Here is a 23490-nt window from a genome sequence, read left to right as displayed (position 1 = left end):
AACCGCTTTCCTTCATAAAAGGAAATTAGCCTTTAGCATCATGCTAAAGATCCATCACTACAGGAGATAAAAATGAAAGCGATTTCATTCGTAGAAGCGAAAGACATTATCGGTGGCGCGTTAAACCCGTTCGCTGGTCTGGTTAAAGGTGCACAGCTGGGTTACGACACCGGCGCAAGCATCATGGGCATGGTTGGCGGTGTGGTTGGCGGAATTCTGGGTGGCGCAATGGGCTTCCTGGGTGCGCTGGTTGGTAGCTACAACTAATTCACGTTAACAGGAAAAGACTCATGCAAGTTATCGATTTCAAAAAAGCACAGGCCATCATCGGTGGTTGGGATCCGTTTGCTGCCGCTATTCAGGGCGCAAGCGCGGGCTATAACGCGGGCAGCCAGATGTTAGGCGCGCTGGGCGGCACCATCGGCGGCGTGTTCGGCCTGGTGGGCGGCTTCATCGGCGGTTTCTTCAGCGCCTAAGCGAGAAGCACGTTGTACGCATGGCCCGCATTGCCGGGCCATTTTTTTATTTCAGCCACGGATCATTATGTTTTCGCTCTTTCAGTATAAAAAACAGGGTAAGACCCCTGTTATTCGCCAGCATGAATTTACCGAATGTGGACTGGCCTGCCTGGCGATGGTGTTGGGGCACTACGACCACCATGTCTCCGTCAGCCAGCTGCGCCGGGAGATTTCCGTTTCCGCCGATGCGGGAACCTCAATGGCGGAATTGATGACCCTTGCCAGCGATAAAAATATGTCTGGCCGGGTGCTTAAAGGCGAAATCACTGAAATAGAAACGTCTGAGCTGCCGCTCATCGCCTTCTGGCGCGGCAACCATTTCGTGGTCATCGTGAAGATCGACAGCCGCAGCGTGACCGTTCACGACCCCGCCAGCGGCGTGCGTCGTTACCGTCTGAAAGAGGCGGAAAAACTCTTTTCCGGCTATGTTCTTGAGCTTAAGCCCACGCCGTGCTTCAAAAAGAAATCCCCGGATGAAAAGCTCACGCTTGGCCGGTTAGCCAATAAATCCCCGAGCCTGTTCCAGCGCCAGCTGCTGCTGTTTGTGCTCTGTATTTTTACCCTCATCACCATGCTGGCAAGCCCCACCTACGTGCAGCTGATTATGGATGAGGCCATTTCCCGCAGCGACAGCGATCTGGTGATCCTGCTCACCGCGATCTTCGCTATTGTCTTTATCTTTGAAGTCATCGGTAAATTCCTCAAGCAGCTGCTTGAGATCCTGATGCGTAACATTGCCTATGACGATTTAAGCCAGTCCGTGCGCCACTACATGCTGCGCACCCAGACCAGCTGGTTCCGCTCGCGCCCGCCGGGCATCGTGCTGGCCATTGAAAAATCGCTCCACGCCTGCGCGGAGTTCATCAGCAATGGTTACGTGCAAATTCTCTTTTCCAGCCTGATCGCCGTCACCAGCCTGCTGTTTATGCTGCTGTATAACGTCAAAATTGCGCTGCTGACGATGCTGCTGATGGGCGTGTTTTTCCTGATCCGCTTTTCGCTGATCGGCCCCTATCAACGCGCGGTGGATGACTCCATCGAGCGCACCGCCCAGTATGAATCCCTGCTGGTGGAGACGCAGAAAGGGATCATTACGCTCAAAGCGAACAATATGGAGCAGGCCCGGGATGCGGTGATGGACAAATCACAGCGTGAGCACATCGCCGGGCTGATGCGTAAAGAGCGGCTGCTGGCCCGCTTTGACGTGGCTTCGCTGCTGGTGATCAATGCCGAGCAGCTGCTGGTGGTCTGCTTTGGCGCGTGGCTGATCCTGGAAGGGCAGATGAGCATCGGGATGCTTTACGCCTATATCAGCTATAAGCGCTATTTTTCCGATGCCATGGTGCAGGTGGCGCAGAAGCTGCTGGACAAAAATGCCCTCAAGGGGCCGCTGGATCGCGTGGGCGACCTGCTGTTTGCCCCCTCTGAAACCAGCCAGTTTGGGAAGCGGATTGTCACCTCGCCGGTCTGTCTGCAATTTGAGGATGTCTCATTTGCCTATCCTGGCCGGGAGGCCACGCTACAGCATATCAATATGACCCTGAAGCAGGGCGAAGAAGCGGTGATTGTGGGCCAGAGCGGGTCGGGAAAAACCACGCTGCTGCGTCTGATCTCCGGCATGTTGCTGTCATCGTCTGGCACGCTGCGGATCAATAAGATCCCCATTGAGGAGTGCGATCTTTCCTCGCTGCGTCAGCACATCCGCATCGTCCATGCGGACGATATTCTCTTCACCGGCTCGATTCTGGACAACATCGCCTGCTTTGACAGCGCACCGGATAAAGAGCAGGTCATTGCCGCGTGTCGGCTGGCGGAGGTGGACCACGTCGTCGCCAGGCTGCCGCACGGCTACGAAACGGAGATGCTGCCGGGGAACACCTTTTTCTCTGCCGGGGAGATGCAGCGTCTGGTTCTGGCGCGCGCCCTGTACAGCCAGCCTAAGCTTCTGCTCTGTGACGAAGTGACGGCGAACCTGGATAAAACGACCGCGCAGAAAGTGCTGGCGAACCTGCGTAGCCTGGGGATTGGCCTGGTGTTTGTCACCCACTCGCCGGACGTGGTGGGCTGCCAGGGGCGTCTCTATACCATGGAAAACGGCACCCTGCGGGAGAGTGAGCAATGATGTTTCTGCCGCGTCTCTATGCGCGACTCTGCGCGCGCCAGGCCGGGCGCACGCTGCTGGCAAACCGGATCACGCAAAACTACAGCCAGTTTATGCGCTGCCCGGAGACCGATGTCCCGGCTGATTTTCTGCATCAGAACGCCCATGAGCTGAGCGGGTTTAACTTCGTGGAGCAGATCTTCCCGCCCGCGCTTTGGGCGCGCAACGTCCGCTTCGATCTGCACGCGTACGTGGCGCAGTGGACGCAGGAGCAGGCGTTTTACAGTTCATCTCGCACCCTGCTTCTGGGAATGCGCTGGGCGGGCTTTGGTCTGATCGTGGATGCGCTGCTCGCCACCGCGCCAGCCGATGTGCGCTTTCAGTTTATTACCCGTCACCCTGCGCTGCATAAGCTAATGGCCGCGCACGAAGGCCGACGCGCCAGCTCGTTTTTCGCCCCTCACCGCCTGGTGACGGTGCTGCTGATGGACGAACGCCTGCCGGATGCGCCGCTGTTCTCCACCCAGGCAGGGGATCAAAAGGCGTGGTTAACGGACGTCTCAACGCGGTTTTTATCGCGCTATGGCTACAGCGTCCGAACGCTGCTGCCGATCTGTTCGCTGCACGCGGCGGAGTTTGGGCTGGAGAGTCAGGCGTATGCGCCAGAGGATTACCGTCAGGCCGCCGCCGACACGCTGAACGCGCTGCGCAAAACCCCCACGCTCTGGAGTGCATGGGACGATCTTTCAGTGATTTATCATGGATGACATATCGTGAAATTAAAAAACCGAAGCCGACAGCGGCGGGCGCTGATCCCGCATCATTTCTCAAAAAGCTATCACATCAACGCGCCACGGCTGAAAGCCGTGCTGACCTTGTTCATCACCTTTTTTCTCTGCCTGCTGGTCTTTGCGATTGTCTTTAACTTTTCGGAAACCACCCTGGCGCGCGGGGTGCTGATCCCGGCGCAGGGCGATGTGGAAGTCCGCGCCCGGGAGTCCGGTACGCTTGTGGATTTTGCCGTACGGCCAGGTCAGTACGTGAAGGAAAACGATCCGCTGTTCACCGTGTCACAGGACTATGGCGGCAAGCAGGGCTCGGTGGTGCAGTTTGACCGCCAGCAGATGGAAGCGGAGAAGAAGCGCAGCGAGCAGCGCATCCAGGCCATTGAGGACTCGATTGCGTCGTATCGCAAAAATCTGGCGCAGCAGCTGGCTCTCACTGACAAGCAGATCGCCGTTTCCCGCGATAAGGTGAAGAAGCTGCGCGCGTTGTTAAAAAACAGCACCGACACCTACGAGGCGTGGAAATCCGTCTCCGGGAAGGGCTATGTATCCAAAGTGGATCTCGATAAAAGCCACAACGATGTGCTCAATGCGCAGCTCAACCTGACGCTGGAGGAGAGCACTATTCTTGAGCTTGAGGCACGAAAAACCAGCCTGACCGACAGCACCCAGTCGCAAATTGACTCTCTGAGCGAAGAGCAGCTGTATGTGAAAAACCGCATCAGCGAAATTGACCGCAACCTGTCCAGCCGGGGAAGTTCCACCATGGCGATGCTGGCCCCTTCCGACGGTTACGTGGTGGCGATTAACTTCCCGCCTGGCCGGGCCATTACGCAAAATAGCGAGGTGGTGGTGGTGATCCGTAAAAATACCGCGGCGACGATGGAGGGGTACCTGTATGTTCCGGCAACGGGGGTGGGGCGCGTGGCGAAAGGCGATAAGGTCAAGCTGCGCTTCGACTCGTGGCCCGTGGACAAATACGGTTCCGTGGAGGCGACGTTGTCCGATTTCTATGAGGTAAACATTGATGCCCATTCGGCGCTGATCCCGCTCCAGGAGGGGCAGAACTACTACCTGGCTAAAGTGCGCGTCCCCTCCTGGTTTACCGACCCGGACAAGAAAAAGCGCATGCTGATGGGCGGAATGACGGTGAACGCCGATATCGTTATCGATCGTAAGCCGCTTATCAATCTGCTGATTGCGCCGCTGGAAAGGGTACGCAAGCGGTTTATTGATTGACCCGATTTCATCGATCATCGCCCTTTAGCCCACATTCTTAACGGCACCCTGGGGCTATTCTCCTTCTCATACCAACCGGAGGATAGCCCATGAACATTACGCAAATTCGCAATGCCACCCAGCTTATCACTTACGCGGGAAAACGCTTTTTAATCGACCCAATGCTGGCGCCAAAAGGCACTTATCCGGGTTTTCCCGGCACGGCGCGGGCTGATATTCGCAACCCGATGGTCGATCTTCCCGTTGACGTTCAAACGCTTCTGGATGCTGACGCGGTGATCGTCACCCATACCCATGCCGATCACTGGGATCAGTACGCCGTTGAGCTGATCGCCAAAGGCAAGCCGATCTACGTGCAAAATGATAGTGATGCCGCGCTGCTGCGCAGCCAGGGATTTACCAACCTGACGATCATGACCGGGGAAACAACGTACGGCGATATCCGGATAGTGAAAACCCACGGCGGCCAGCACGGTACTGACCGCGCTTACGCCGTGCCGGAGCTGGCAGAGTTTCTGGGGGAAGCCTGCGGCGTGGTGTTCCGTCATCCCGATGAGAAGACGCTTTATATCGCAGGGGATACCATCTGGCGCGATGCGGTGGCGGCCGATCTGCAAAAGCACCAGCCGGATATCGTCGTGCTCAACGCCGGTTACGCTCATGTCATTGGGTTTGGGCCGATTATCATGGGGGAAGAAGATCTGCTTAACGTGCATTTCCTGCTGCCGCAGGCGAAAATCGTGGCGACCCATATGGAAGCTCTCAACCACTGCCTGCTGACCCGCCGCGCGCTGCGCGAGTATGTTGATGCCAACGAGGCAGGTGACGCGGTGAGCATTCCCCAGGACGGCGAAACCGTTATATTCTGACTGTTAAAGGGGACAGGAGAGACAGATGCCGCTTATTAACGTTGCCATTGTCGCGGTGGACGGGTTTAGCCCGTTCCACTACTCCGTCCCCTGCATCCTGTTTGGCGACACTGTATCCGGGGAAAAGCGCTTTAACGTCACGATCTGCGCTGAAAAACCGGGATTCCTGAACTCGAAAGACGGTTTTGCCCTGCATGCGACGCAGGATTTTTCCGCGATCGCATCGGCTGAAATTGTGGTTGTACCCTACTGGCAGCACGTTCTGGAGCGCCCGCCTCAGACGCTGCTCGACAGCCTGGTTCAGGCCAGAGACAACGGGGCGGAAATTGTTGGGCTGTGTCTGGGATCATTTGTGCTGGGCTATGCGGGCATACTCAGCGGCAAACGGGCCGCCACACACTGGGAGTTTGAACGCCAGTTCCAGTCGCTATTTCCGGACGTCCGACTGGATATCAACGCCCTCTACGTGGATGACGGCAATATGATTACCTCGGCGGGTACCGCCGCCGCGCTCGACTGCTGTTTGTACATCATCCGTCAGCGCTTTGGCAGCGTCGTCGCCAATCAGATTGCCCGCCGGATGATCGTCCCGCCGCACCGAGAGGGCGGGCAGGCGCAGTTTATTGCGCAACCTGTGCCGAAAGATACCCGTGATGGGCGGATTAACTGTCTGATTGACTACCTTCAGCAGCATATTTCCGAACCGCATAACCTGGACTCTCTTGCGGAAGTGGTGTCGATGAGCCGGCGCACGCTGACCCGCCATTTTATCAAGGCGACGGGCATGAGCGTTGCCGACTGGCTTACCGCCGAGCGCCTGCGGCGCAGCCAGATCCTGCTGGAGTCCGGCAACCTGCCAATCGAAAATGTCGCCGGGCAGGTGGGGTTTTTATCAGCGGTGACGTATCGGCAGCAATTTAAGGCGCGCTTTGGCGTCAGCCCGGCGGAGTGGCGCAAGACGTTTCGTACTCGCCAGTAGGCCAGGTAAGCGTAGCGCCACCTGGCAATTACCCCAGCCTCTCCATCCTCGTCTCCCCCTCCGCCATCGACAGCTGATACAGCGAAAACGATCGGTGCTTCTCAATCAAATGCGCCAGCTCCGGCGAATGGCTGGTGAGCCAGATCTGCGAATAGCGGCTGGCCTCGGCAATGAGGCTTGCCAGGGCGGGCAGCATCTGCGGATGCAGGCTGTTTTCCGGTTCGTTGAGGGCGATGAATGCGGGAGGGCGCGGGCTTAACAGCGCCACCGCCAGGCACAAAAAACGCAGCGTGCCGTCGGAGAACTCTGCCGGTTCCAGCGGTCTGCTCAGCCCCTCGCGCTGCATCATCATGCGGAAGCGCCCGCCGGTGTTGTCGCTGTAAAACACGCAGCCGGGGAAGGCCTGGTCGAGAATGCGCATCAGCAGCAGCTCGTCGCCAATTTCGACAATGGTCTGAAACGCGGCGGCCAGGTTCGCGCCGTCGCTGGCCAGCACCGGGGAACGAAAGCCCACCTGCGGGGCACGGATCGCCGAGCCGGATGAGACGGAAAACTCGTGATAAAATCGCCAGTTACGCAGGGACTCGCGCATCTGCGACACTTCGGGGTAGAGGTGCGGTTCACCGAGCTGACCGAACACCGACTCGTTCTCATACAGCGTACCGCTGTGGGTCACTTTTTCGTGATGCACGTTGTTCAGGAAAACCGCCTGATTCTTACGCTTCATCAGCTGTGACGACGGGCGACGGTGCTGTCCGCCGAGCCAGATAGATTCCTCCTTGATCACCGGATCGAGCTGAAACTGTGAGGGGTAGGGCAGCTTTTCCACGAACCCGACCTGAAGCTCATATTCATAGGTTTCCGTTTCCACCGCCAGGTTCATGCGTCGCAGCTGGTCGCTGCGGGTTTTTCCCGCCCAGAACACTTTCAAAATTCCCCCCTCGTTCGCCAGCGCCTGGGAGAATTGCCCCTGCGCCGCGCTGTGCATCAGGTAAATCGCTTTATAAATATTAGATTTTCCGGTGCCGTTGGGGCCGAACACGATATTGAGCTGTTCCAGCTCAAGCGACATATCGCGAATTGAGCGGTAGTTCTGAATATGCAAATTTTTGATCATCGGGGTACTCCGCTGTGCACGCTTAACCTGTACAGAATTACAGTATTTTACGCTGAGCGCAAAAAAAAGACGACAGTGAGGGTGTCGTCTAAACGGGGTACTGCTTTGGGCCTCTGTGGGTCAACAGGGCCTTCGCTTCTTTCTTATCAGGTAACGGCCAGACGCAGACCCAAATCATCAGGATAGGGAGCAAAGTAGTTTTGCGTCATCAGATACCGGTCAGGGTATTCAGCCAGATAATGCTTCAGCAGCGTCAGCGGCGCGAGGATCGGCAGCAGCCCGTCCCGGTAATGCAGGATCACATCCCGCAGTTCTCCACGCTGGCGGCTGTTCAGCTGGTTACGGAAATAGCCCTGAATGTGCATCAGCACGTTAGTGTGATTCTTCCGCGAAGCGGGTTTTTTCAGGATGGTCATCAGCTTGTCGCGATAGGCCACGAAAAACGCGTCCAAATCGTCCCACTCGTGCAGTGATGCCACGAACGGGCCAATTTCACGGTAGCCTGCCTGATGGTGCGCCAGAAGCTGAAGCTTATAGCGGCTGTGAAAGTCCAGCAGGGCACGGCGCGTCAGGCCATTTTTACGCATTACGTTCAGTTCGTGGAGAGCGAAAACGCGCTCAACAAAGTTTTCCCGCAGTACCGGATCGTGCAGGCGACCGTCTTCTTCGACGGGCAGCCAGGGGAAAGTTTCAAGGAGGGCGGCGGTGAACAGCCCGACACCCTCCTTGCGGCCCCGGTTGCCGTTTTCGTCGTACAGCCGCACGCGCTCCATGCCGCAGCTGGGGGATTTTGCACAGACGATAAAACCCGCCAGATCGCCGATTTTCGGCAGATAATCTGCCGTAAATGCGGCCATCTTCTGCGTGACGTCATCGTGCGGCGCTTTGCTGAACCGCATTTCTGTCTCGCCGCCGGTGGTCATCACCAGACGCAGCGCCGGACGAGGCGTGGGCAGGCCGATAGCCATTTCAGGGCATACCGGACGGAAAGCGACCCACTGCGCCAGCTCATCCATCACAAAGCCCATACGCTTATGCCCGCCGTCAAAGCGAACGGCGGAACCGGTCAAACATCCGCTAATACCCAGCACAGGTTTTGTTGTCATGGTGTGCACCTCCCGATCTCATACCTAAAAGTTACACAAGAATGCGTATTTGTCCAAGTATTGGCGGGATTATTTTTAAATCGTCTTTAAAATCAAGAGCAATCAGCTGCCCTTGTAGGTTGAGTAACCGTACTGGCTGAGCAGAAGCGGGATGTGCAGTTTTTCATTGGTGCGGGTGACGGTGAACAGCACCGGCACTTCCGGGAAGAAGGAGTCCAGCTTTTTACCGTGGAAGTAATCGGCGGTTTTGAAGGTCACTTTATACACGCCAGGCGCCATATCCTGATCCTGCGGATAGAGCGATTTGATGCGCCCGTCGTGGTCGGTTTTACCGCTGGCAATCGGGGTCCACTTGTCCTGCTCCTGCTTCTCCAGCGTGACGGCCACATCCGCTGGCGGCATACCGGTTTGCTGGTCCAGAACGTGAACGCTCAGGGTGCCTGCCGGGGCGCTGAACGCGGCAGGCGCGAAAGCCATTGTAGCCAGCATCATCAGAGGGAGTGTCTTTTTCATCGTGTTTTCCTGTTGAGTTGTCGGTGACAGGAAAACGTTAGCACTCGCTGTGCGAAAAAATATTCAACTTTTCGTGAAGATTGCCTCAGCAGAAAATAATCAGAGGATAATCACCTCAAGGGAAACCTGCTGCTGCCACTGCGCAACCTGCTTTTTCCGCACGGCGGTAAGTTTACCGCTGGTGACCAGCAGCCATTTGCGGTCCGGGAAAATTTCCGGGGCCAGCGCGGCAGGGGGAACCGGCAGTATGTCGATGCGGTGGCCCTGGCCGGTGCGCGTCAGAGCTTCAAGCCAGATCTCACAGGGGTCGTTCAGATGCCAGCCGCTGATGAGGATGTTATCGCCCGGCGCTTTTTTATCGCCCTCAAGGCAAAACGAGGTATAGGCGATGAGGATGCCGTCGAGGATCTCACGCAGCGTCATGGCGGCGGCGACGTTGGCCGATATCTGGCTGCGCAACGGACGCAGCACGTTAGTGACCAGCTCTGGCCTTGGGTATTCGCGTCCGGCGTCGTAAATTATCTGACGCAGGGACTCAATTTTCCCCTCCTGCAACTTTTGCAGCATGGCCTGTTGCAGGGTTTGCCAGTTATTGGCGCGGCGCGGCGCAGGGCGTTCCAGCAGTGATTTTACCTGACCGATGGGTACGCCTTTTTTTACCCAGTCGAGGATTTTCAGCGCCTGCTGAACGTCCTCATCGCTGTACAGGCGGTGACCGCCGTCCGTACGCTCGGGTTTGAGCAAGCCATAGCGTCGCTGCCACGCCCGCAGCGTGGTGGCGGTGATGCCGCTGAGTCTGGCGAATTCGCCGATGGAGTAAGCCATGTCTGCATCCGAAGAGAAGGAGTTGTCTCAATATACTACGAATATTCCCCGACGGGATGAAGCGCCGCACGGGTGCGCTACACTTAACGTCCAACCGCGTAAATGAAAGGAGTTCTCATGAGGCTATGGCCTGTCGTTACCGGTGTCGCCATTGCGCTGACGCTGGTTGCCTGTAAATCTCCCACGCCGCCGAAAGGCGTGCAGCCCATTACCGGCTTTGATGCCAGCCGCTATCTCGGCAAATGGTATGAAGTCGCCCGACTGGAAAATCGCTTCGAGCGCGGTCTGGAACAGGTCACCGCGACGTACGGCAAGCGTAGCGATGGCGGTATCAGCGTACTGAACCGCGGCTACGATCCGGTGAAGAAAAAATGGAATGAGAGCGAAGGAAAGGCGTACTTTACCGGCGAACCGACCACGGCTGCGCTGAAGGTATCGTTCTTCGGCCCGTTCTACGGCGGCTATAACGTGATCAAGCTGGATGATAAGTACCAGTACGCGCTGGTCAGCGGCCCGAACCGTGACTATCTGTGGATTTTATCGCGCACCCCGACCATTCCGGATGCGGTAAAACAGGACTACCTGAACACCGCACGCGAGCTGGGCTTCCGGGTCGATCAGCTGGTGTGGGTGAAGCACTAACCTACTGATACGAAAAGGTGATGCTTGTCAGGGCGTTGGCCGAGCCGGGGACCAGTTCACCGGTTCGGATGTACTGCGCCTGGAACGGCAGGGACAGCGTTTGTGCCGAGCTGGTGGTCTGGATGAAAAACTGTCCCGTCGTACCTGCGGACGAGCTGTCCGGCCCCATCATCAGCGGCCCGGTACCGTTATAGAAAAACTGTACGCCAATGCCGGAGGCCGTGGAGTCCCCGGTCAGCGTCACGACCGACGAGGTATTTGACGGTGTGGTCTGATCGGTCATCACTGCGTTAACCGCCACGTTCTCATCGCAGGTCAGGCTGACGTTAAACTCCCCCGACGGCGAGGTGCTGCCTACGCTGGGCAGCGTGTGAATATCAATGGTGCCCAGGTCGACGTTGGCGCTTTTCGTGCCTACCGTGCAGCCGCTTGCCGTCACCGTGATGGTGGTGGGGTTGATGATCACCTGCGCGGTTTTCACTTCGTTGTTATAGGCCGTCAGGATCGCCGCGTTAATGGTCGGGGTCTGGTATACGCCGGATTTCAGCGGAACGCCGGTCTTGATAAACGTCACTTTTGCCGACCAGCCCAGTGCGGTGGCGTAACCGTTAGTCCCATCGGCCGGATAGCTCTGCGTAATGCCCGTCTGCATCGGGACATAGGTGGTGCCGTTATAATCTTTAAGCCCAAGAATGAAGCCGATGCCGGGCACGCCCGTTTCAAATACCATGTAATTTGCGCCATCAAGAATAACCGTGATGCCGGTGGCGGTTATACTGCTGCTCGGCTCCAGCGTCCCTTTGGAGCAGGTAAATACCAGGCCGCACCAGAACACTTCCGAGACGCTCGCAGAGGCGCTCCATTCAGAGCCGATCGTCTTTCCAGGCACGATGGAGTCTGCCGGGCCGGACCACGACATGGGCGTTGGCGAGAGGGTAATATCCGATGTCCAGGAGAGGGCAAGTGCCTGAGAGGACATGAAAAACAGGGCTAAAAACAGTAAACGCATTATTGATACTCCGTCGTCCAGGTCGCCACTGCCGAAACGTCTCCGGCATTGACCGGCGCACCCGTGGCGGCCAGTCGCGCATAGAAGGTCATTTTTACGCTGTCATCCCCCGCCGCGCCGTAAGCAGCGGTTTGGGTGTCCAGCGGGATAAGTACGCTGTCTTTATCCAGAATCTGCACCGCCACGCCGGTCGCGCCGCCGTCAGCGACTTTCAGAAGCTGCGGGTTCTCGTCATCCGGCGTACCGCTGAAGCGGATTTTCACGCCAGCAAAGGTGGGGCCGCATGCTTCAAGGGTGAGCGTGAAGGGCGTTTTGATATTGCTGACCGCGCCCGCCTCGCTAAATTGCTTCACGCCGAGGGTGCCCAGCGGCACGTTTTGCTTCTTCGAATCTTCCGAGACAATGCAGGTATTGCCGATCACGTTGCCGGTCACGGAAACCAGCACGTCATAGCCGCGCGCGGGAACGGTGATGAACATCAGCAGGATCAGGGGGAGGAACCGGATGGTTACTGACATAGGACCTCCTGGGAATAAAGCCCGGTGCGGGCGTGATAATTCTGCGGGTTCAACGCATAGCGGATCGTGCAGCGCTGGGCGCTGTCGCGCCCCCATACGGCATGCAAGGTTCCCTCCGCTGACAGGCCGGTCAGATACACGCTGCCGCCGTCGCCGACGATACCGCTGGCTTTGTCATCCTCTGACGAGACCAGCGTACCGAAGGGGAGCACGTCTTTAGCGTGACGTACGATAAACATCGCTTTTGCCCCCTGACGCGTGGTGAGGGTGGCGCGAACCAGTGCCCCGTCGGTGGGGATTTTATTGGCGATGGCGTTCTCAAGTTCCACGTCATTGCCCACGGTGGTGACATCCAGCGCAACCTGATTAACGCGATACGGCGTGGCGTACGGGATCACCGCATAGCCCTGGCTGTCGGTTTTGATGCCCTTGTGGTTGAGCACGGCGACATGACTGGCGCCCGGGGCTTTCACCAGAATATTGGTGTTCCCGAGCGGCTGGCTCAGCGTCAGACCATCCTCATGCAGCACCGCACCGCCGCTCATCCCGTAACTGAGGTTGCGGGAGTCACCGGCGTAGCTGTAGCCCAGGTTATAGTCTCCCCACGCGCCCTCGTATTGCAGCGCGGCATCGCCGCCGTAGTGCTGCTGCGCGCTGTAGCGCTGGTTGACGCTATAGAAAAGATTCTCCTGCCCCGGCAGATAACCACTGACACCGGTACTGGCGGTGGTGCCGGCGGGATCCGCATGGGTAGCGGTAAAACGGAGACGGGTCGACAGCGCCGGGTTACCCAGCGGCACCGACAGGGATAACGCGAGGATATTGTCTTTCTTGTTGTCGTACAGGCCAGAGCTACGCTGGGCGCTGATGCCAAGCGACAGGTTACGAAACGTCGCGTTCCACGCGAACTGCAAACTTTGCGTGGTTTTTGACGTATTCCAGTAGGTTTGTTGATCCCAGGACAGCGACAGCGCGCCGTATTCGCCCATCGGCTGCGACAACAGCAGCTGATTTTTTGCCTTACGCGACATATGCAGGTTGTAAACCGTGTCGTAGTGAGTGGTGACGGTGCCATCGTCTTCCACGGTCTGTTTTGGCGCTCCGCCCGCCATGCCTTTGTAAGTGGTATCGCTGAGGGTATAAAACCCTGCCGTTGAGTAACGCAGCGAGAAGAAATTGACTCGCGTACCGATATCGTTCAGCAGCTTGCTGTACCGCAGGCGCACCGAATCACCGGTGTAGTGCTGGTTATCAGCCAGCTGGCTGCGGGCATGGGTGAGGTCGAGGGAGTAGGCGCCAAAGCGGCCGAGATTCTGCCCGATACCGAAGGCCAGGCCGTTGTAGCGATCGGAAAACTGCGCCCCGCCATAAAACGTGAGGCCGTATCTCCAGCCCAGGAACAGCTCGCCCTGCGCGAAGGAGGGCGAGATCTGATTGCCCGCAGGGCGGTATTTCCCCGCCCCCAGAGCATATTTGACCTGACCGTTACGCACCAGATTCGGCACGCTGGCAAAGGGCAGGGTGTATTGCGTCTGGCTACCGTCGCTCTCCTGAATGGTGACCGCGAGATCGCCGCCGGAAGAGGTCGGATAGAGATCTTTCAGCACAAACGCCCCCGGCGGAACGGAGGTTTGATAGATGACGTTACCGTTCTGGCGAACCGTCACCGTGGCATTGCTGCGCGCGATGCCACGCACTTCGGGCGCGTAACCGCTCAGGCTGGCGGGCAACATATTGTCATCGGTCTTCAGGGCAACCCCACGCAGGCCAACGGCGTCAAACACCTGCGATGAGGTGAACGTTTCACCGGCATAAACCTGGGCACGCAGGGCGCGGATATCCCGCTGTAGCCAGGTCTGGACGTGGGTGAGCTCGTTACTCTCTTTGGTCCACGTGGTGAAATCACGCAGCCGCCATGCGCCCAGGTTGGCGCCGCTGTTGAGGCTCACAAACAGCTGTTGTTCCCGCGTGCGCGTCTCGCCCCGGTAGTCATTATTCGCGCCATTGACCACATAGTTCAGCCACGCGGCAGGGATGCCGGACTCCCAGCTCTCCGGGCTGACGTACCCGCGCGGCAGAGCACGCATCGCGCTTTGCGGTACGGTGAAGTTGAGGGTAAGCGTCCTCTGGTCAAAATCAAACCGGGTATCGGCGAATGACCGGGTTAAAAAAATGCAGCGCTGCGCAGGCGGCAGCTCACCCCCTTTAGCCTGACGGCTGTCGATGCCAAGTGCGGCGAATTGCGCAGGCGTAAGGCACGGCAGGGCTTCACCGGCGGTGTTTTCAGCGACGCGAAACGTGACGTTACCTGTGAACGCGAACTGGGTGTTGATATACACGTTAAGATTGTACTCGCCCGGCGGCAACGCGCTCCCGGCGTTGACCCAGGCGAGATCGGCGCTGTTGGCGCGCTCGCCGTTGAGAAACGCAGGATTAAATTGCAGCTCGCTTTCGGCAGCCACGGCTTGCCGAATCACCAGGGCGATCGCCGTGGCGCACAGGATTTTAATTTTCATGTGGTCACGCCTTACTGTTTTTATTATTGGGACAATGACGTGCGGGTAACGGGCGTCCAGGCGCCATAATCGTTAATCGTCTGGTAGCTTAAGCTGCTCGCATGGCTGAAGGTGTCTGCCAGCGTCACGCTGGATTTCGGCGGTACCATGACGGGCGACACCGGCCTGCCATCAATTTTCACGTTAATGGTGGTGAGGTAATACGGCGTTGGGTTGGTCAGCGTGACCTTGCCCGCGCGGTAGGCGCCGGCAAGGTTTTTCCATGCCTCCCCTGCACCTTCCCTGAGCCGCTCCGGGCGATAAAAGACCTTGATGCGGTTGGCAGAGGCGAATTGCAGCGAATTGCCGGAACCGTTTTTAACCTGCTGTGGGATAGCTTTGACCGTCATCCAGTACAGCGTCTCGCGATCGGCTGGCAGGGCGTCGCCGCTGAACATGATTTTCACCGCGCTTTCGCTGGCGGGCTTCATGACGTACAGCGGCGGCGTGATGACGAAGTCGTTGGTACGGCTCCCTTTCTCGTCTTCCATCCAGGACTGGATCAGAAACGTGGCATCAGGGTGGGTATTTCTTACCTGCATCATCGTCTGCGTAGCCGCGCCGGTGTAGATCAGCCGCGTTGCGCCTAACCCCACGCCGCCTGCGTACACGGCGGATGAACATAACGTGCCAGCCAGACAAATCCATGTGTTTACGCGCATAGTGCGTCTCCTGAAAGCTGAGTCAGACCCGGCCAGCAGACCGGGCCTGAAGATTACGAATAGGTCACGGTGTAGGTGGCGACCGCGCTGGCATCACCCGCCGTGGCGTTGCCCAGTGGGGAGTAATATTTCGCGCTGAAGTTCAGGATGTTCGCCCCCGCACGCAGGGGGATCGCTGCTGCCGGCTCACCCAGCCTGACGACGTTGCCCTGTTCGTCATAAAGACGGATAGCGACATGCTGCGCCGAGCCCGCGCCGCCGTTTACTCCCGCGGCCAGGCTATTCACATCGGTACTGTCCGGTGTACCGGTGAAGGTGATAGCCACGGTCGTTGCGGCAATAGGGTTATCTTCCGTGGACGCGGAAGTATCGGCGATTTCGCAATCTTCCAGGGTGATGGAGAAGGCTTTTGCGGTACTGGCTTCACTGCCTGCGGCAGCCAGCGTGGCGGTACGCACTTCACCCATGTCGACGTCGATATTGGCGCTACCGGCGCTGATGGCACAGGCGGAGGTCACCACTTTACCGCTGAAGTTAACCGTGCCGCCGCTGGTGGTGGCGGCCAGTGCTGAGCCCGCTGGCAGCAGGGCGGCAATGCTTAATGCCAGCAGAGAATGGCAAGTAAGGCGTGCTTTCATTTCATAGTTCCTTGATTTTTTTATTACGAGATTTGCTCTGAAAGCGGCAGGTCTAACTGGTTAAAAAGACCAGCAAATCTGTCTTATTCCTGAGCCCGAGTTTCCTTATCGCTGAGCTTTTTAAGGCGCTCACGCGGCGATAAGAAAGTTTCTCCAGTTCTGCGATGTAACGTATATCCAGTCCGTTCCTGAGTTCCTTTAATACCCTCCTTTCTCCAGGCGTCAGCGATAACGCCGCTGGCTGCTTTTGGGGCCGATAATGGCTATCGACCATTTTTGCTAGCTTTATCCGCCACTGATAAACCGTGTTCTGTAGCGAGATATAGGCATCAATATCTTCCCGGACCCATAACAGGGAATGGGCAGAGGTTGAGTACAGGCAGATAATCACTTCAGGCTGCGTGACTTTGATTTTTTTTAAATATTTCAGTGAGTCATACCCTGTATGGTATTTCTCTGCGCCGGATATAAATAAGATATCGATACGAATCGACGACAGCGCCTTATCCAGTTCCTGATAACCTCCTTCGATGATAATGATGTGAAGGTCGTCGCGGATGCTGCTTAATAACGTTTTAATGCCGTTTCTTGCATAATGATCGCCGCCCATCAGTGCAACAGTTATATGCTGTGTTATTTGGCTATTGTTCGTCATGTTATTCCTCGATTTATAATAGTAATCAGGCGAATTATTTATAAGGTTATCGCCAGTATTCTCGAAGCAATGACGTATTGCATACTGTAGGCCTACTATACGTCGGCCAATAAAGAGGTAATCTGAATTAATCTAAAATTGTATTAATTACTAAGATCGAGACCGGTTACGACGCTTCCCTCTGATTGGTCTTATTCCGCTTCGCTTTCTGTAAATTATGATAGCCGCTATTTTTAATGAAAATTTAGCTTTGATAAATGTTTTGTAAGGAGTTTGTCTTTTGGTGTCAGTGCGGGTGTGAAGTTGCTGACGGGGAATAACAATTTACGAATGTTATCATCGATAAAAACTGATAGAAAGGTGGCTTAAAAGCATACAAAAACCATGTAAGTTATTGATATTGGTCAGGTTGAGAAAACTTAAGGCTTAAGGGTGCTGAATATTTCAGACACGCGTGTCCGTGGCGTACAATGTTTTTTTATGTAGATATTTGTCAATGTCAAGAGGCGAGGAGCGCGCCAAAAGATGAGGCCCTGATAAATGAGATGCTGCCGGTAGTCAGATACTTCTGTGGAGCGGAAATTCACTTCACAAAACATCATAATGAGGATGATCGCGGATGAAGCGGCTCTGCAAGCCGCATTCTACAAGGGTTGAGTTCTTATGCAGGTTCAGTGAAGCTTAAGGGATGAAATATAAATTAAGATTTTTCGCCAATGGCGAAGATATACAGCATGACGTTAATCAGTCACATTAATCCCGACGTGAATGTCATCCCATACATGCGGTGACCCAGGTTCAACATCTGTTAACCGGAGAATTCATACTGCCCCTATGCATAAGCATTACATTATAAATAATATCGTCGAATTTCATCCTGCGGCCAGCACGTTACGTGATATCAACAATCCTGACCGTGTGGTTGTGTTAAATTCGCCAGCAGGCCGATGCCTGTTGTTATTAATCGACAGAGCGGGGTCGATTGTCACTCAGCAAGAGTTCCTTGATATTGTCTGGCAAAGCCGCGGCATGCTTGTCTCCTCCAATACCTATTACCAGAACATCTCCATCCTGCGCAAAGGGCTCAAAAAGATTGGTTTTGAAACTGACCCTATCGTTACCATTCCGCGGATTGGGTTGACGCTGGCAAGCGACACGCAAATAACCGTCAGAGAGTCTTCACCCGTCGCGCCTCAACCCGCAGAGGGACAATGTGTAGAGGCGCCAGCGATCGAGGAGGTCTCTGCACCCTCCGAGCCAGCAACGCCCGTTGCCAGGAAGCCCACGCGCTGGCTGGCTGTTGTCATGGGGCTGTTGATCATCCTGGCCGGGGCAGGCGTGACGGGATATATGAACGCCTCAGAAAACCGTTTTGTTGAGGATTACCGTTTTGCGGCATCCGTCGGAGCCTGTCGCGTTTATCTTGCGAACGACATTCAGACCCACGCTGAACGCGCTTCCGCGCTGACCTATGTGGAACAATTCAAGGCTGAATGCGCGCAATATCCCTGGGTTTACATCAGCTGGTACGCTCTGCTTCCTCGTGCGTCGGTTATTCGCTGCGACCGGCCAATGAAAGAACCGAACCGCTGCATATCTGATTATTTCCTGAAGGATAGCTAGCATGACTCGTTTTCGGCAGATGCTGTATATCATCGTGACGGGCCTCGTCACGGCAGGCGTGCTGACGGGCTATTACCTGTGGCACCGAACTTACGTTCAGCCTTTTTCATGCCAGGCTAATCTGGTCCAGCACCATCCGGATGAGACGCTGACGGTCTGGCTGAATTACACCTTCGACGGGAAATTCGGCACCCTGAGCATGAATGGCCGGGCAAAGAGCGATCCGGGTAAAACCATCGACAGGAAAATTTCCTTTCGGGTGGATAGACAGGATCATCTCTATTTGCTGACGTCAGAAAAAAATATGACGTTCCCGGACGATAATGTCGACGACAGCTGGCTGGAAAAATATGAACCGCAATTCTTTGTCTATCCGGGCAAGAGTATTTATATGCGGATCAATGAACAACATAATGGTAACTATATCTTTACCTTAGGAACATTACCGACATATGTGTGTCGTGGCTCAAAAAAAGAATGATATAAACGAGAAAAACATTATATTTTCCTCCCGTCTCATTTATGCTTGATTTAAAATATCAGGATTACCTTAGAAATAAAAAGTGCGACAGATCATGTTGCGATAATGTAATTAATTTTAAATTTGGCAAGTAAATGAAAAGTGTATTTGACTCCTCCGATGGGGGGAAATCAGTACCGGAAAAGTGTCTGCATATTGGGTTGATATTATGGCCCCGTTATTCACTCCTGGCCGTCTCCGGGTTGCTGGAGGCGCTGCGTTATGCAGCGAAAGCTCAGGATAAATTAGCATTTAAAATCAGCCTGATAAGTGAATTTCCTGATATCCCGATTATCAGCAATGCGGGGATTGTCATGAGACCGGATTCTCCCCATGCGCCGCCGGACAGTTTTAACTACCTTGCTGTTATCGGCGGTGAATTGCAGTATCTGGACTTAGGGTATCAGGGGGATAAAGCGTATCTGGCACATGCCCACCATGCCGGGGTTCCGCTCATTGGCATTGGCACCGGCAGTTTTGTCCTCGCACAGGAAGGATTGCTGAATGAACGACGAGCGTCCATCCATCCTTTCCACCTTGATGCATTTCGGCAGGCTTTCCCGCTGGTTTATGCTGAGCAAGGGTATGATTTCATCGACGATGGCGATGTGCTGACCTGCCCGGGCGGTATTTCCACCCTGACGCTGGCAACTGAGCTTATCCGCGCCCATGCCGGGGATGATATCGCCAGCACCACCTGTCAGCGTTTGTCGCTCGTTCCGCATGAAATTGCCACCCCGCGTCCGGCGAATTTTGCGCTTATCCCTGACTCGCGGTTGCGCCGCGCCGTCATGCTGATAGAACAGTTCCTGACCCGGCCGCTCACCACCGCCGGGCTTGCGCGAGAAGTGGCATTGAGTGAACGCCAGCTCAACCGTCTGTTCCACGCAGAATTCGGCAAAACGGCCCGCGAATTTATCCGCAGTGCCAGACTGCGCTATGCTTGCTGGCTGCTGAAGAACTCACAGCAAAGCGTGACGGATATTGCGCAGCGGATGGGGTTCAGCGACTGCGCGCACTTTATTCGTCATTTTCAGACGGAGTATGGTTGTACGCCTGGCGTGTGGCGCACGTCGCAGAGCTGAATATCATTACATTGCTGCCCTGAAACTTTACTCAACCGGAATATCATCATGAAAATAGAAGCCGCACACCCCTCACAATTTGAACGTCTCGTCGCAGTCTGGGAGTCGTCCGTTCGCGCCACGCACCGCTTTTTGCAGGAAAGCGATATCGCGGCGCTGCGTCCGTTATTGCTCAACGCATATTTGCCTAATCTCAGGGTTGTGATTGCCCGGGATGACGTGGGTATTATTCACGGCTTTTTGGGCGTGGATAAAAATCGCATTGAAATGCTGTTTGTGGATGATGCGAGCCGGGGGAAGGGTATCGGGAAAATGCTGCTGCAATATGCCATTGCAGAATTCGGCGTAAATGAAGTGGATGTGAACGAGCAGAATCCGCAGGGGGTGGCGTTTTATCGCCATATGGGGTTTGAGCAGGTCGGGCGTTCAGAACTGGATGGGCAGGGGAATCCGTTTCCGCTGTTGCATATGAAGCTGAGCAGAAATACCGGGATTAGCGCTTAGCCCGCTTATCCCATTTTAATAAGCCGACAATATCTTTCTCACCTTCGGCCTCTTTCAGCAGGCGCTGCTTTTTTTCATATTCGATGTATTCTGAGCACGCCTTTTCATCAGCCGCTTTCTTGCTGATTTTTCCTGCGCCTTCTAAAACGTCCCGGTCGTTGAATTGCAGGAACTGATCGAGCTTGGTTTGCCAGTCTCGTAAAAATACCTGCTTGCGGCGTTTGGCCTGATCTTCGGCAAAATCGAGCCACATATTAACGACGCGATTAAGCTCGCTCACCTCATCCTGAGACAGATAATTTTTTGCGGTGGTGACATCGCTTTTACGGACTTCTTCGCCTTTATAGCTGGTCAGCCCCATATGCGGTTGAGTGGCGTCCGCACGTTGGTGAATCAACTCAGCAGCGGTGTGCCCAGTGCAGGCAAAATGCAGTTTATTCTGGATGGTCTGAAAGAATTGCGTGGTTTCTTTGAGCGACGGCTGATAGTCAGCAGCTAATGCGAAAATCTCCCTCACGCGAAGATAGACCCGGCGTTCGCTGGCACGTATATCGCGAATGCGTTCCAGCATTTCATCGAAATAGTCAGGGACGGCGGAAGATCCTACAGGCGGATTTTTCAGGCGCTCGTCGTCCATAACGAAGCCTTTAACCAGGTATTCCTGGAGCGTTTGGGTGGCCCACTGGCGGAACTGTGTGCCTCGCGTGGACCGGACACGATAGCCGATGGCGAGAATGACGGGCAGGCTATAGTGAAGTGTGTTGCGATTGACCTTGCGCTGACCTTCTTGCTGAACTTGTAAGTAAGCCTTACAAGTTGCTTTTTGTTCAAGCTCACCTTCTTCGTAAATAGCTTTAATATGCTGAGTAATAGCTTGAGGAGTGACCTGATAAAGAGACGCAATGGCTGCTTGCGACAGCCAGAGTGTTTCATGTTCAAAGCGACATGTGATGCGAACCGTTCCATCATCACTGGCAAACATAACAAATTCGCCTGTCGGGGATTGGATTACGTCTTTATCTGCCATGTCGCCTCCACATCTAATGCACCTGGCAGGTAGTATGCCAGAAACAGCCGTTAAGCCAGGTGGTTTGTATTTGATTTTGCGAGGCGCTTTCCAGCATGTGGAATTTGGATCGCTGCAAGCGCGTCCTCTATCTCAATAAGCTTTGCTTTCGTCCGTTTATAATCATCCTGCAAACGCTGCTCCTGCTCGTTATACGCCACCAGAACGATGCATCCTTTCATGACCTTTACTGTGACCTGCTGTCCTGTATCAAAACCTGCCGCGCGCAGCCACTTGCCGGAAAGGATGATTTTCGGCGTGGATTTGTCGAAAACATTCGGGCGGTATCCCACAATTAACGAACGCTCGGTTCCGGATTGGTCGGTGTCTGGGGTAGAATGCGAATCAGCCATAATCAACTCCTTGATAGTTGGTGAGGTTAGACGCTCCGGTTGTGTTCCCGCACATCGGGGCGTTGAAATACAGGAGGTTTAGGTGGCCTCCTATATGTATCAGAGTAGATGGATAGGTGGCCTCATGTCAATCATATCGCGCGAAAAAAAACCAAAAGGCGGCGGGCAGTCTCCGCAGTTTAAGATGCGTATTGATCCGGCATTGAAGGAACAGTTGGATGCTGTGGCGGCTGAGGAAGGGGTGAGCCTCGCAAGTTGGTTGAAGGAGCTAGCAAGAAAAGAATTATTATTGCGGGGTAAAATACCTAAAGGTTAATGATGAACGTATAAATATATAATAACTTGAACAGTATAATATATGAAGATGGTTTAATTATGAAAATACTGGTAATTAGTGATCTACATGTGGGTACTACAGCGAGAGCAAAAGATTTTTGTACTGAAGTAAGTGGGACATCAGCTATTACTGAAAATTTCATACAGGACTTTAAAGACTTAGTAACCGCTGAGAAAATCACAGCAACGCATCTTTTAATTGCTGGAGATATCACAAATCGCGCAGAATCATATGAGTTTGAAATTGCAGCTGAAAGGATTAAAGAGATAAAGAATATATTAAACATAAGTGATAACAATATTTTCTTCGTCCCTGGCAATCATGATGGAAATTGGCAACAGGAAAAAGATGCAAGCGAAAGATATTCTGATAAAAGTAAAATCATCTTAGCAAAATACGCTAATATTCGGAGTAATGATTTTTTTTCCTCTTTATTATATAATTCAACCTTTTCATCCTATTATTCTGATCCATATTCGGCTATTTGGGAACATGAGGATTTAATCGTCGTTGGTGTTAACTCTTCTGCGCTAGACAGCTGTGATAAAGAAGTAAAATTTGGGGAGGTAGACCTTAGATGTTTATCAACGTTACAATCAAAATTGGATGAGTTAAGGACGAAAGATAAACGTAAGTTTAGGATTTTACTAACACATCACCATCCCAAAAATTATACAGATACTACATTTCCAGATCCTGATCTAAGTCAAATGAAAAATGCGGAAGATTTTATGCGTTTTGCAAGCCACAACGAATTCGACTTCATTGTTCATGGTCATAAACATATACCACGATATAACTTTCAAATGGATTCAGAGGGTTTTTTTGTAAATATTTTAAGTGCTGGTAGTTTTGCTGCTCAGTTAAAAGACTGGCATAATGGAGTTGCCAACTTTTTTCATTTAATTGAACATCACGATTTTTGTCCCGAGAATAATTTTTCGAGGGGGAAAGTAATTTCTTGGTCATATTTTACAAACCATAAATGGACGCGTTCTCTTTTCGACAGAGACCATATTAGCCATGAAGAGTATTACGGTTATATGGTTTCAAGGAATCAACTGAAGATTAAACTTCGCCATATAATACAAAGTTGCAGAGAAAAAAGTAATTACGCTAAGTGGCACGATTTAGTAAAAATAGAACCGAATCTAAGATATTGTAATAAACAGTTATTGTCTCATGCTGTTGATGATCTTTCTAGTGAATTAAAGTATGAGGTAATGCCAAGTAAAAATGATAGCTTCGTTTTATTATGGGCGGAGAATTAA

Annotated in this window: 26 protein-coding genes; 14 read left to right on the top strand and 12 right to left on the bottom strand. The window is 54.1% G+C overall.

Annotated features, from left to right (window positions below; genetic code table 11):
• Positions 1 to 72: 72 nt before the first annotated feature.
• The 7 genes from INF61_RS11285 to INF61_RS11255 all read left to right on the top strand — a co-directional run bounded on the left by INF61_RS11285 (position 73) and on the right by INF61_RS11255 (position 6491).
• Complete coding sequence (locus tag INF61_RS11285) at positions 73 to 267, top strand: hypothetical protein (protein WP_013094846.1); 195 nt, start codon at positions 73 to 75, stop codon at positions 265 to 267.
• A gap of 23 nt (positions 268 to 290) precedes the next feature.
• Complete coding sequence (locus INF61_RS11280) at positions 291 to 476, top strand: hypothetical protein (protein WP_001196016.1); 186 nt, start codon at positions 291 to 293, stop codon at positions 474 to 476.
• Between the two features lie 67 nt (positions 477 to 543).
• Complete coding sequence (locus tag INF61_RS11275) at positions 544 to 2640, top strand: peptidase domain-containing ABC transporter (protein WP_032652074.1); 2097 nt, start codon at positions 544 to 546, stop codon at positions 2638 to 2640.
• Positions 2637 to 3386, top strand: coding sequence for a hypothetical protein (locus INF61_RS11270; protein ID WP_017694789.1), 750 nt, complete (start codon positions 2637 to 2639; stop codon positions 3384 to 3386). The genes INF61_RS11275 and INF61_RS11270 overlap by 4 nt, the downstream gene beginning before the upstream one ends.
• Positions 3387 to 3392: 6 nt before the next feature.
• Positions 3393 to 4643 (top strand): HlyD family secretion protein, encoded by a 1251-nt coding sequence (locus tag INF61_RS11265; protein WP_017693988.1) that lies wholly within the window; start codon positions 3393 to 3395, stop codon positions 4641 to 4643.
• Between the two features lie 89 nt (positions 4644 to 4732).
• Entirely contained in the window at positions 4733 to 5512 is a 780-nt protein-coding gene (locus INF61_RS11260) for an MBL fold metallo-hydrolase (protein WP_017693987.1), read from the top strand.
• Positions 5513 to 5537: 25 nt separating this feature from the next.
• On the top strand, positions 5538 to 6491 hold the full coding sequence (locus INF61_RS11255; protein WP_017383650.1) for a GlxA family transcriptional regulator: 954 nt from the start codon (positions 5538 to 5540) through the stop codon (positions 6489 to 6491).
• Positions 6492 to 6519: 28 nt separating this feature from the next.
• Here the strand turns inward: INF61_RS11255 and INF61_RS11250 are convergent, their stop codons facing one another.
• The 4 genes from INF61_RS11250 to INF61_RS11235 all read right to left on the bottom strand — a co-directional run bounded on the left by INF61_RS11250 (position 6520) and on the right by INF61_RS11235 (position 10052).
• Positions 6520 to 7608: an AAA family ATPase gene (locus INF61_RS11250; RefSeq protein ID WP_023295682.1), complete on the bottom strand. Its 1089-nt coding sequence runs from the start codon at positions 7606 to 7608 to the stop codon at positions 6520 to 6522.
• A 146-nt stretch (positions 7609 to 7754) separates the two neighbouring features.
• Positions 7755 to 8714 carry a DUF523 and DUF1722 domain-containing protein gene (locus tag INF61_RS11245; protein ID WP_045343888.1) on the bottom strand — a complete coding sequence of 320 codons (960 nt, stop codon included), beginning with the start codon at positions 8712 to 8714 and terminating at the stop codon, positions 7755 to 7757.
• Positions 8715 to 8816: 102 nt separating this feature from the next.
• Positions 8817 to 9227: a hydroxyisourate hydrolase gene (gene uraH, locus INF61_RS11240; protein WP_017383647.1), complete on the bottom strand. Its 411-nt coding sequence runs from the start codon at positions 9225 to 9227 to the stop codon at positions 8817 to 8819.
• Between the two features lie 99 nt (positions 9228 to 9326).
• On the bottom strand, positions 9327 to 10052 hold the full coding sequence (locus INF61_RS11235; protein ID WP_015570074.1) for a MerR family transcriptional regulator: 726 nt from the start codon (positions 10050 to 10052) through the stop codon (positions 9327 to 9329).
• Positions 10053 to 10169: 117 nt separating this feature from the next.
• On the opposite strand from INF61_RS11235, the gene INF61_RS11230 reads away from it, so the two are divergent.
• Complete coding sequence (locus INF61_RS11230; protein ID WP_015570073.1) at positions 10170 to 10694, top strand: lipocalin family protein; 525 nt, start codon at positions 10170 to 10172, stop codon at positions 10692 to 10694.
• A gap of 1 nt (position 10695) precedes the next feature.
• Here the strand turns inward: INF61_RS11230 and INF61_RS11225 are convergent, their stop codons facing one another.
• The 6 genes from INF61_RS11225 to INF61_RS11200 are packed head-to-tail and all read right to left on the bottom strand — an operon-like array spanning position 10696 to position 16731.
• Entirely contained in the window at positions 10696 to 11703 is a 1008-nt protein-coding gene (locus tag INF61_RS11225) for a fimbrial protein (RefSeq protein WP_047746345.1), read from the bottom strand.
• On the bottom strand, positions 11703 to 12221 hold the full coding sequence (locus INF61_RS11220; RefSeq protein WP_193547776.1) for a fimbrial protein: 519 nt from the start codon (positions 12219 to 12221) through the stop codon (positions 11703 to 11705). Before INF61_RS11220 ends, INF61_RS11225 begins: the two co-directional genes overlap by 1 nt.
• Positions 12212 to 14737 carry a fimbria/pilus outer membrane usher protein gene (locus INF61_RS11215; RefSeq protein WP_193547775.1) on the bottom strand — a complete coding sequence of 842 codons (2526 nt, stop codon included), beginning with the start codon at positions 14735 to 14737 and terminating at the stop codon, positions 12212 to 12214. Before INF61_RS11215 ends, INF61_RS11220 begins: the two co-directional genes overlap by 10 nt.
• A 23-nt stretch (positions 14738 to 14760) precedes the next feature.
• A complete protein-coding gene (locus tag INF61_RS11210) occupies positions 14761 to 15438 on the bottom strand; it encodes a molecular chaperone (RefSeq protein WP_032104018.1) in 678 nt (225 codons plus the stop codon).
• Between the two features lie 53 nt (positions 15439 to 15491).
• Positions 15492 to 16076, bottom strand: coding sequence for a fimbrial protein (locus INF61_RS11205; protein ID WP_015570069.1), 585 nt, complete (start codon positions 16074 to 16076; stop codon positions 15492 to 15494).
• Between the two features lie 52 nt (positions 16077 to 16128).
• A complete protein-coding gene (locus INF61_RS11200) occupies positions 16129 to 16731 on the bottom strand; it encodes a helix-turn-helix transcriptional regulator (RefSeq protein WP_015570068.1) in 603 nt (200 codons plus the stop codon).
• 834 nt (positions 16732 to 17565) lie between these two features.
• On the opposite strand from INF61_RS11200, the gene INF61_RS11195 reads away from it, so the two are divergent.
• The 4 genes from INF61_RS11195 to INF61_RS11180 all read left to right on the top strand — a co-directional run bounded on the left by INF61_RS11195 (position 17566) and on the right by INF61_RS11180 (position 20463).
• On the top strand, positions 17566 to 18354 hold the full coding sequence (locus INF61_RS11195) for a transcriptional regulator (RefSeq protein WP_023302855.1): 789 nt from the start codon (positions 17566 to 17568) through the stop codon (positions 18352 to 18354).
• Position 18355: 1 nt separating this feature from the next.
• Positions 18356 to 18835, top strand: coding sequence for a hypothetical protein (locus INF61_RS11190; protein ID WP_023302856.1), 480 nt, complete (start codon positions 18356 to 18358; stop codon positions 18833 to 18835).
• Positions 18836 to 19077: 242 nt separating this feature from the next.
• Complete coding sequence (locus INF61_RS11185; RefSeq protein WP_032620734.1) at positions 19078 to 19959, top strand: GlxA family transcriptional regulator; 882 nt, start codon at positions 19078 to 19080, stop codon at positions 19957 to 19959.
• Positions 19960 to 20007: 48 nt separating this feature from the next.
• Entirely contained in the window at positions 20008 to 20463 is a 456-nt protein-coding gene (locus INF61_RS11180) for a GNAT family N-acetyltransferase (protein WP_015570066.1), read from the top strand.
• Here the strand turns inward: INF61_RS11180 and INF61_RS11175 are convergent.
• Positions 20453 to 21490, bottom strand: a complete 1038-nt coding sequence (locus INF61_RS11175) for a virulence RhuM family protein (protein ID WP_063136745.1) — start codon at positions 21488 to 21490, stop codon at positions 20453 to 20455. The genes INF61_RS11180 and INF61_RS11175 overlap by 11 nt on opposite strands.
• 50 nt (positions 21491 to 21540) lie before the next feature.
• Positions 21541 to 21882: a SymE family type I addiction module toxin gene (locus INF61_RS11170; protein ID WP_023302861.1), complete on the bottom strand. Its 342-nt coding sequence runs from the start codon at positions 21880 to 21882 to the stop codon at positions 21541 to 21543.
• Positions 21883 to 22006: 124 nt separating this feature from the next.
• On the opposite strand from INF61_RS11170, the gene INF61_RS11165 reads away from it, so the two are divergent.
• Positions 22007 to 22198 carry a toxin-antitoxin system HicB family antitoxin gene (locus INF61_RS11165; RefSeq protein WP_063136779.1) on the top strand — a complete coding sequence of 64 codons (192 nt, stop codon included), beginning with the start codon at positions 22007 to 22009 and terminating at the stop codon, positions 22196 to 22198.
• A 59-nt stretch (positions 22199 to 22257) separates the two neighbouring features.
• Positions 22258 to 23490, top strand: a complete 1233-nt coding sequence (locus INF61_RS11160) for a metallophosphoesterase (RefSeq protein ID WP_063136744.1) — start codon at positions 22258 to 22260, stop codon at positions 23488 to 23490.

Origin of the sequence: Enterobacter cloacae complex sp. P18RS (genome assembly GCF_014982105.1) — a bacterium.
Lineage (GTDB): Bacteria > Pseudomonadota > Gammaproteobacteria > Enterobacterales > Enterobacteriaceae > Enterobacter > Enterobacter hormaechei_C.
The sequence above is the reverse complement of the archived record's forward strand: the minus strand, read 5'-3'. Positions and strand labels throughout refer to the sequence as shown.

What these genes read in the sequence shown, in the direction of transcription:
- INF61_RS11205 (WP_015570069.1), bottom strand. Translation starts at nt 16,076, where the DNA reads ATGAAAGCACGCCTTACTTGCCATTCTCTGCTGGCATTAAGCATTGCC.
- INF61_RS11200 (WP_015570068.1), bottom strand. Translation starts at nt 16,731, where the DNA reads ATGACGAACAATAGCCAAATAACACAGCATATAACTGTTGCACTGATG.
- INF61_RS11190 (WP_023302856.1), top strand. Translation starts at nt 18,356, where the DNA reads ATGACTCGTTTTCGGCAGATGCTGTATATCATCGTGACGGGCCTCGTC.
- INF61_RS11235 (WP_015570074.1), bottom strand. Translation starts at nt 10,052, where the DNA reads ATGGCTTACTCCATCGGCGAATTCGCCAGACTCAGCGGCATCACCGCC.
- INF61_RS11255 (WP_017383650.1), top strand. Translation starts at nt 5,538, where the DNA reads ATGCCGCTTATTAACGTTGCCATTGTCGCGGTGGACGGGTTTAGCCCG.
- INF61_RS11250 (WP_023295682.1), bottom strand. Translation starts at nt 7,608, where the DNA reads ATGATCAAAAATTTGCATATTCAGAACTACCGCTCAATTCGCGATATG.
- INF61_RS11215 (WP_193547775.1), bottom strand. Translation starts at nt 14,737, where the DNA reads ATGAAAATTAAAATCCTGTGCGCCACGGCGATCGCCCTGGTGATTCGG.
- INF61_RS11195 (WP_023302855.1), top strand. Translation starts at nt 17,566, where the DNA reads ATGCATAAGCATTACATTATAAATAATATCGTCGAATTTCATCCTGCG.
- INF61_RS11165 (WP_063136779.1), top strand. Translation starts at nt 22,007, where the DNA reads ATGTCAATCATATCGCGCGAAAAAAAACCAAAAGGCGGCGGGCAGTCT.
- uraH (WP_017383647.1), bottom strand. Translation starts at nt 9,227, where the DNA reads ATGAAAAAGACACTCCCTCTGATGATGCTGGCTACAATGGCTTTCGCG.
- INF61_RS11230 (WP_015570073.1), top strand. Translation starts at nt 10,170, where the DNA reads ATGAGGCTATGGCCTGTCGTTACCGGTGTCGCCATTGCGCTGACGCTG.
- INF61_RS11225 (WP_047746345.1), bottom strand. Translation starts at nt 11,703, where the DNA reads ATGCGTTTACTGTTTTTAGCCCTGTTTTTCATGTCCTCTCAGGCACTT.
- INF61_RS11280 (WP_001196016.1), top strand. Translation starts at nt 291, where the DNA reads ATGCAAGTTATCGATTTCAAAAAAGCACAGGCCATCATCGGTGGTTGG.
- INF61_RS11220 (WP_193547776.1), bottom strand. Translation starts at nt 12,221, where the DNA reads ATGTCAGTAACCATCCGGTTCCTCCCCCTGATCCTGCTGATGTTCATC.
- INF61_RS11270 (WP_017694789.1), top strand. Translation starts at nt 2,637, where the DNA reads ATGATGTTTCTGCCGCGTCTCTATGCGCGACTCTGCGCGCGCCAGGCC.
- INF61_RS11275 (WP_032652074.1), top strand. Translation starts at nt 544, where the DNA reads ATGTTTTCGCTCTTTCAGTATAAAAAACAGGGTAAGACCCCTGTTATT.
- INF61_RS11180 (WP_015570066.1), top strand. Translation starts at nt 20,008, where the DNA reads ATGAAAATAGAAGCCGCACACCCCTCACAATTTGAACGTCTCGTCGCA.
- INF61_RS11285 (WP_013094846.1), top strand. Translation starts at nt 73, where the DNA reads ATGAAAGCGATTTCATTCGTAGAAGCGAAAGACATTATCGGTGGCGCG.
- INF61_RS11170 (WP_023302861.1), bottom strand. Translation starts at nt 21,882, where the DNA reads ATGGCTGATTCGCATTCTACCCCAGACACCGACCAATCCGGAACCGAG.
- INF61_RS11160 (WP_063136744.1), top strand. Translation starts at nt 22,258, where the DNA reads ATGAAAATACTGGTAATTAGTGATCTACATGTGGGTACTACAGCGAGA.
- INF61_RS11245 (WP_045343888.1), bottom strand. Translation starts at nt 8,714, where the DNA reads ATGACAACAAAACCTGTGCTGGGTATTAGCGGATGTTTGACCGGTTCC.
- INF61_RS11260 (WP_017693987.1), top strand. Translation starts at nt 4,733, where the DNA reads ATGAACATTACGCAAATTCGCAATGCCACCCAGCTTATCACTTACGCG.
- INF61_RS11210 (WP_032104018.1), bottom strand. Translation starts at nt 15,438, where the DNA reads ATGCGCGTAAACACATGGATTTGTCTGGCTGGCACGTTATGTTCATCC.
- INF61_RS11175 (WP_063136745.1), bottom strand. Translation starts at nt 21,490, where the DNA reads ATGGCAGATAAAGACGTAATCCAATCCCCGACAGGCGAATTTGTTATG.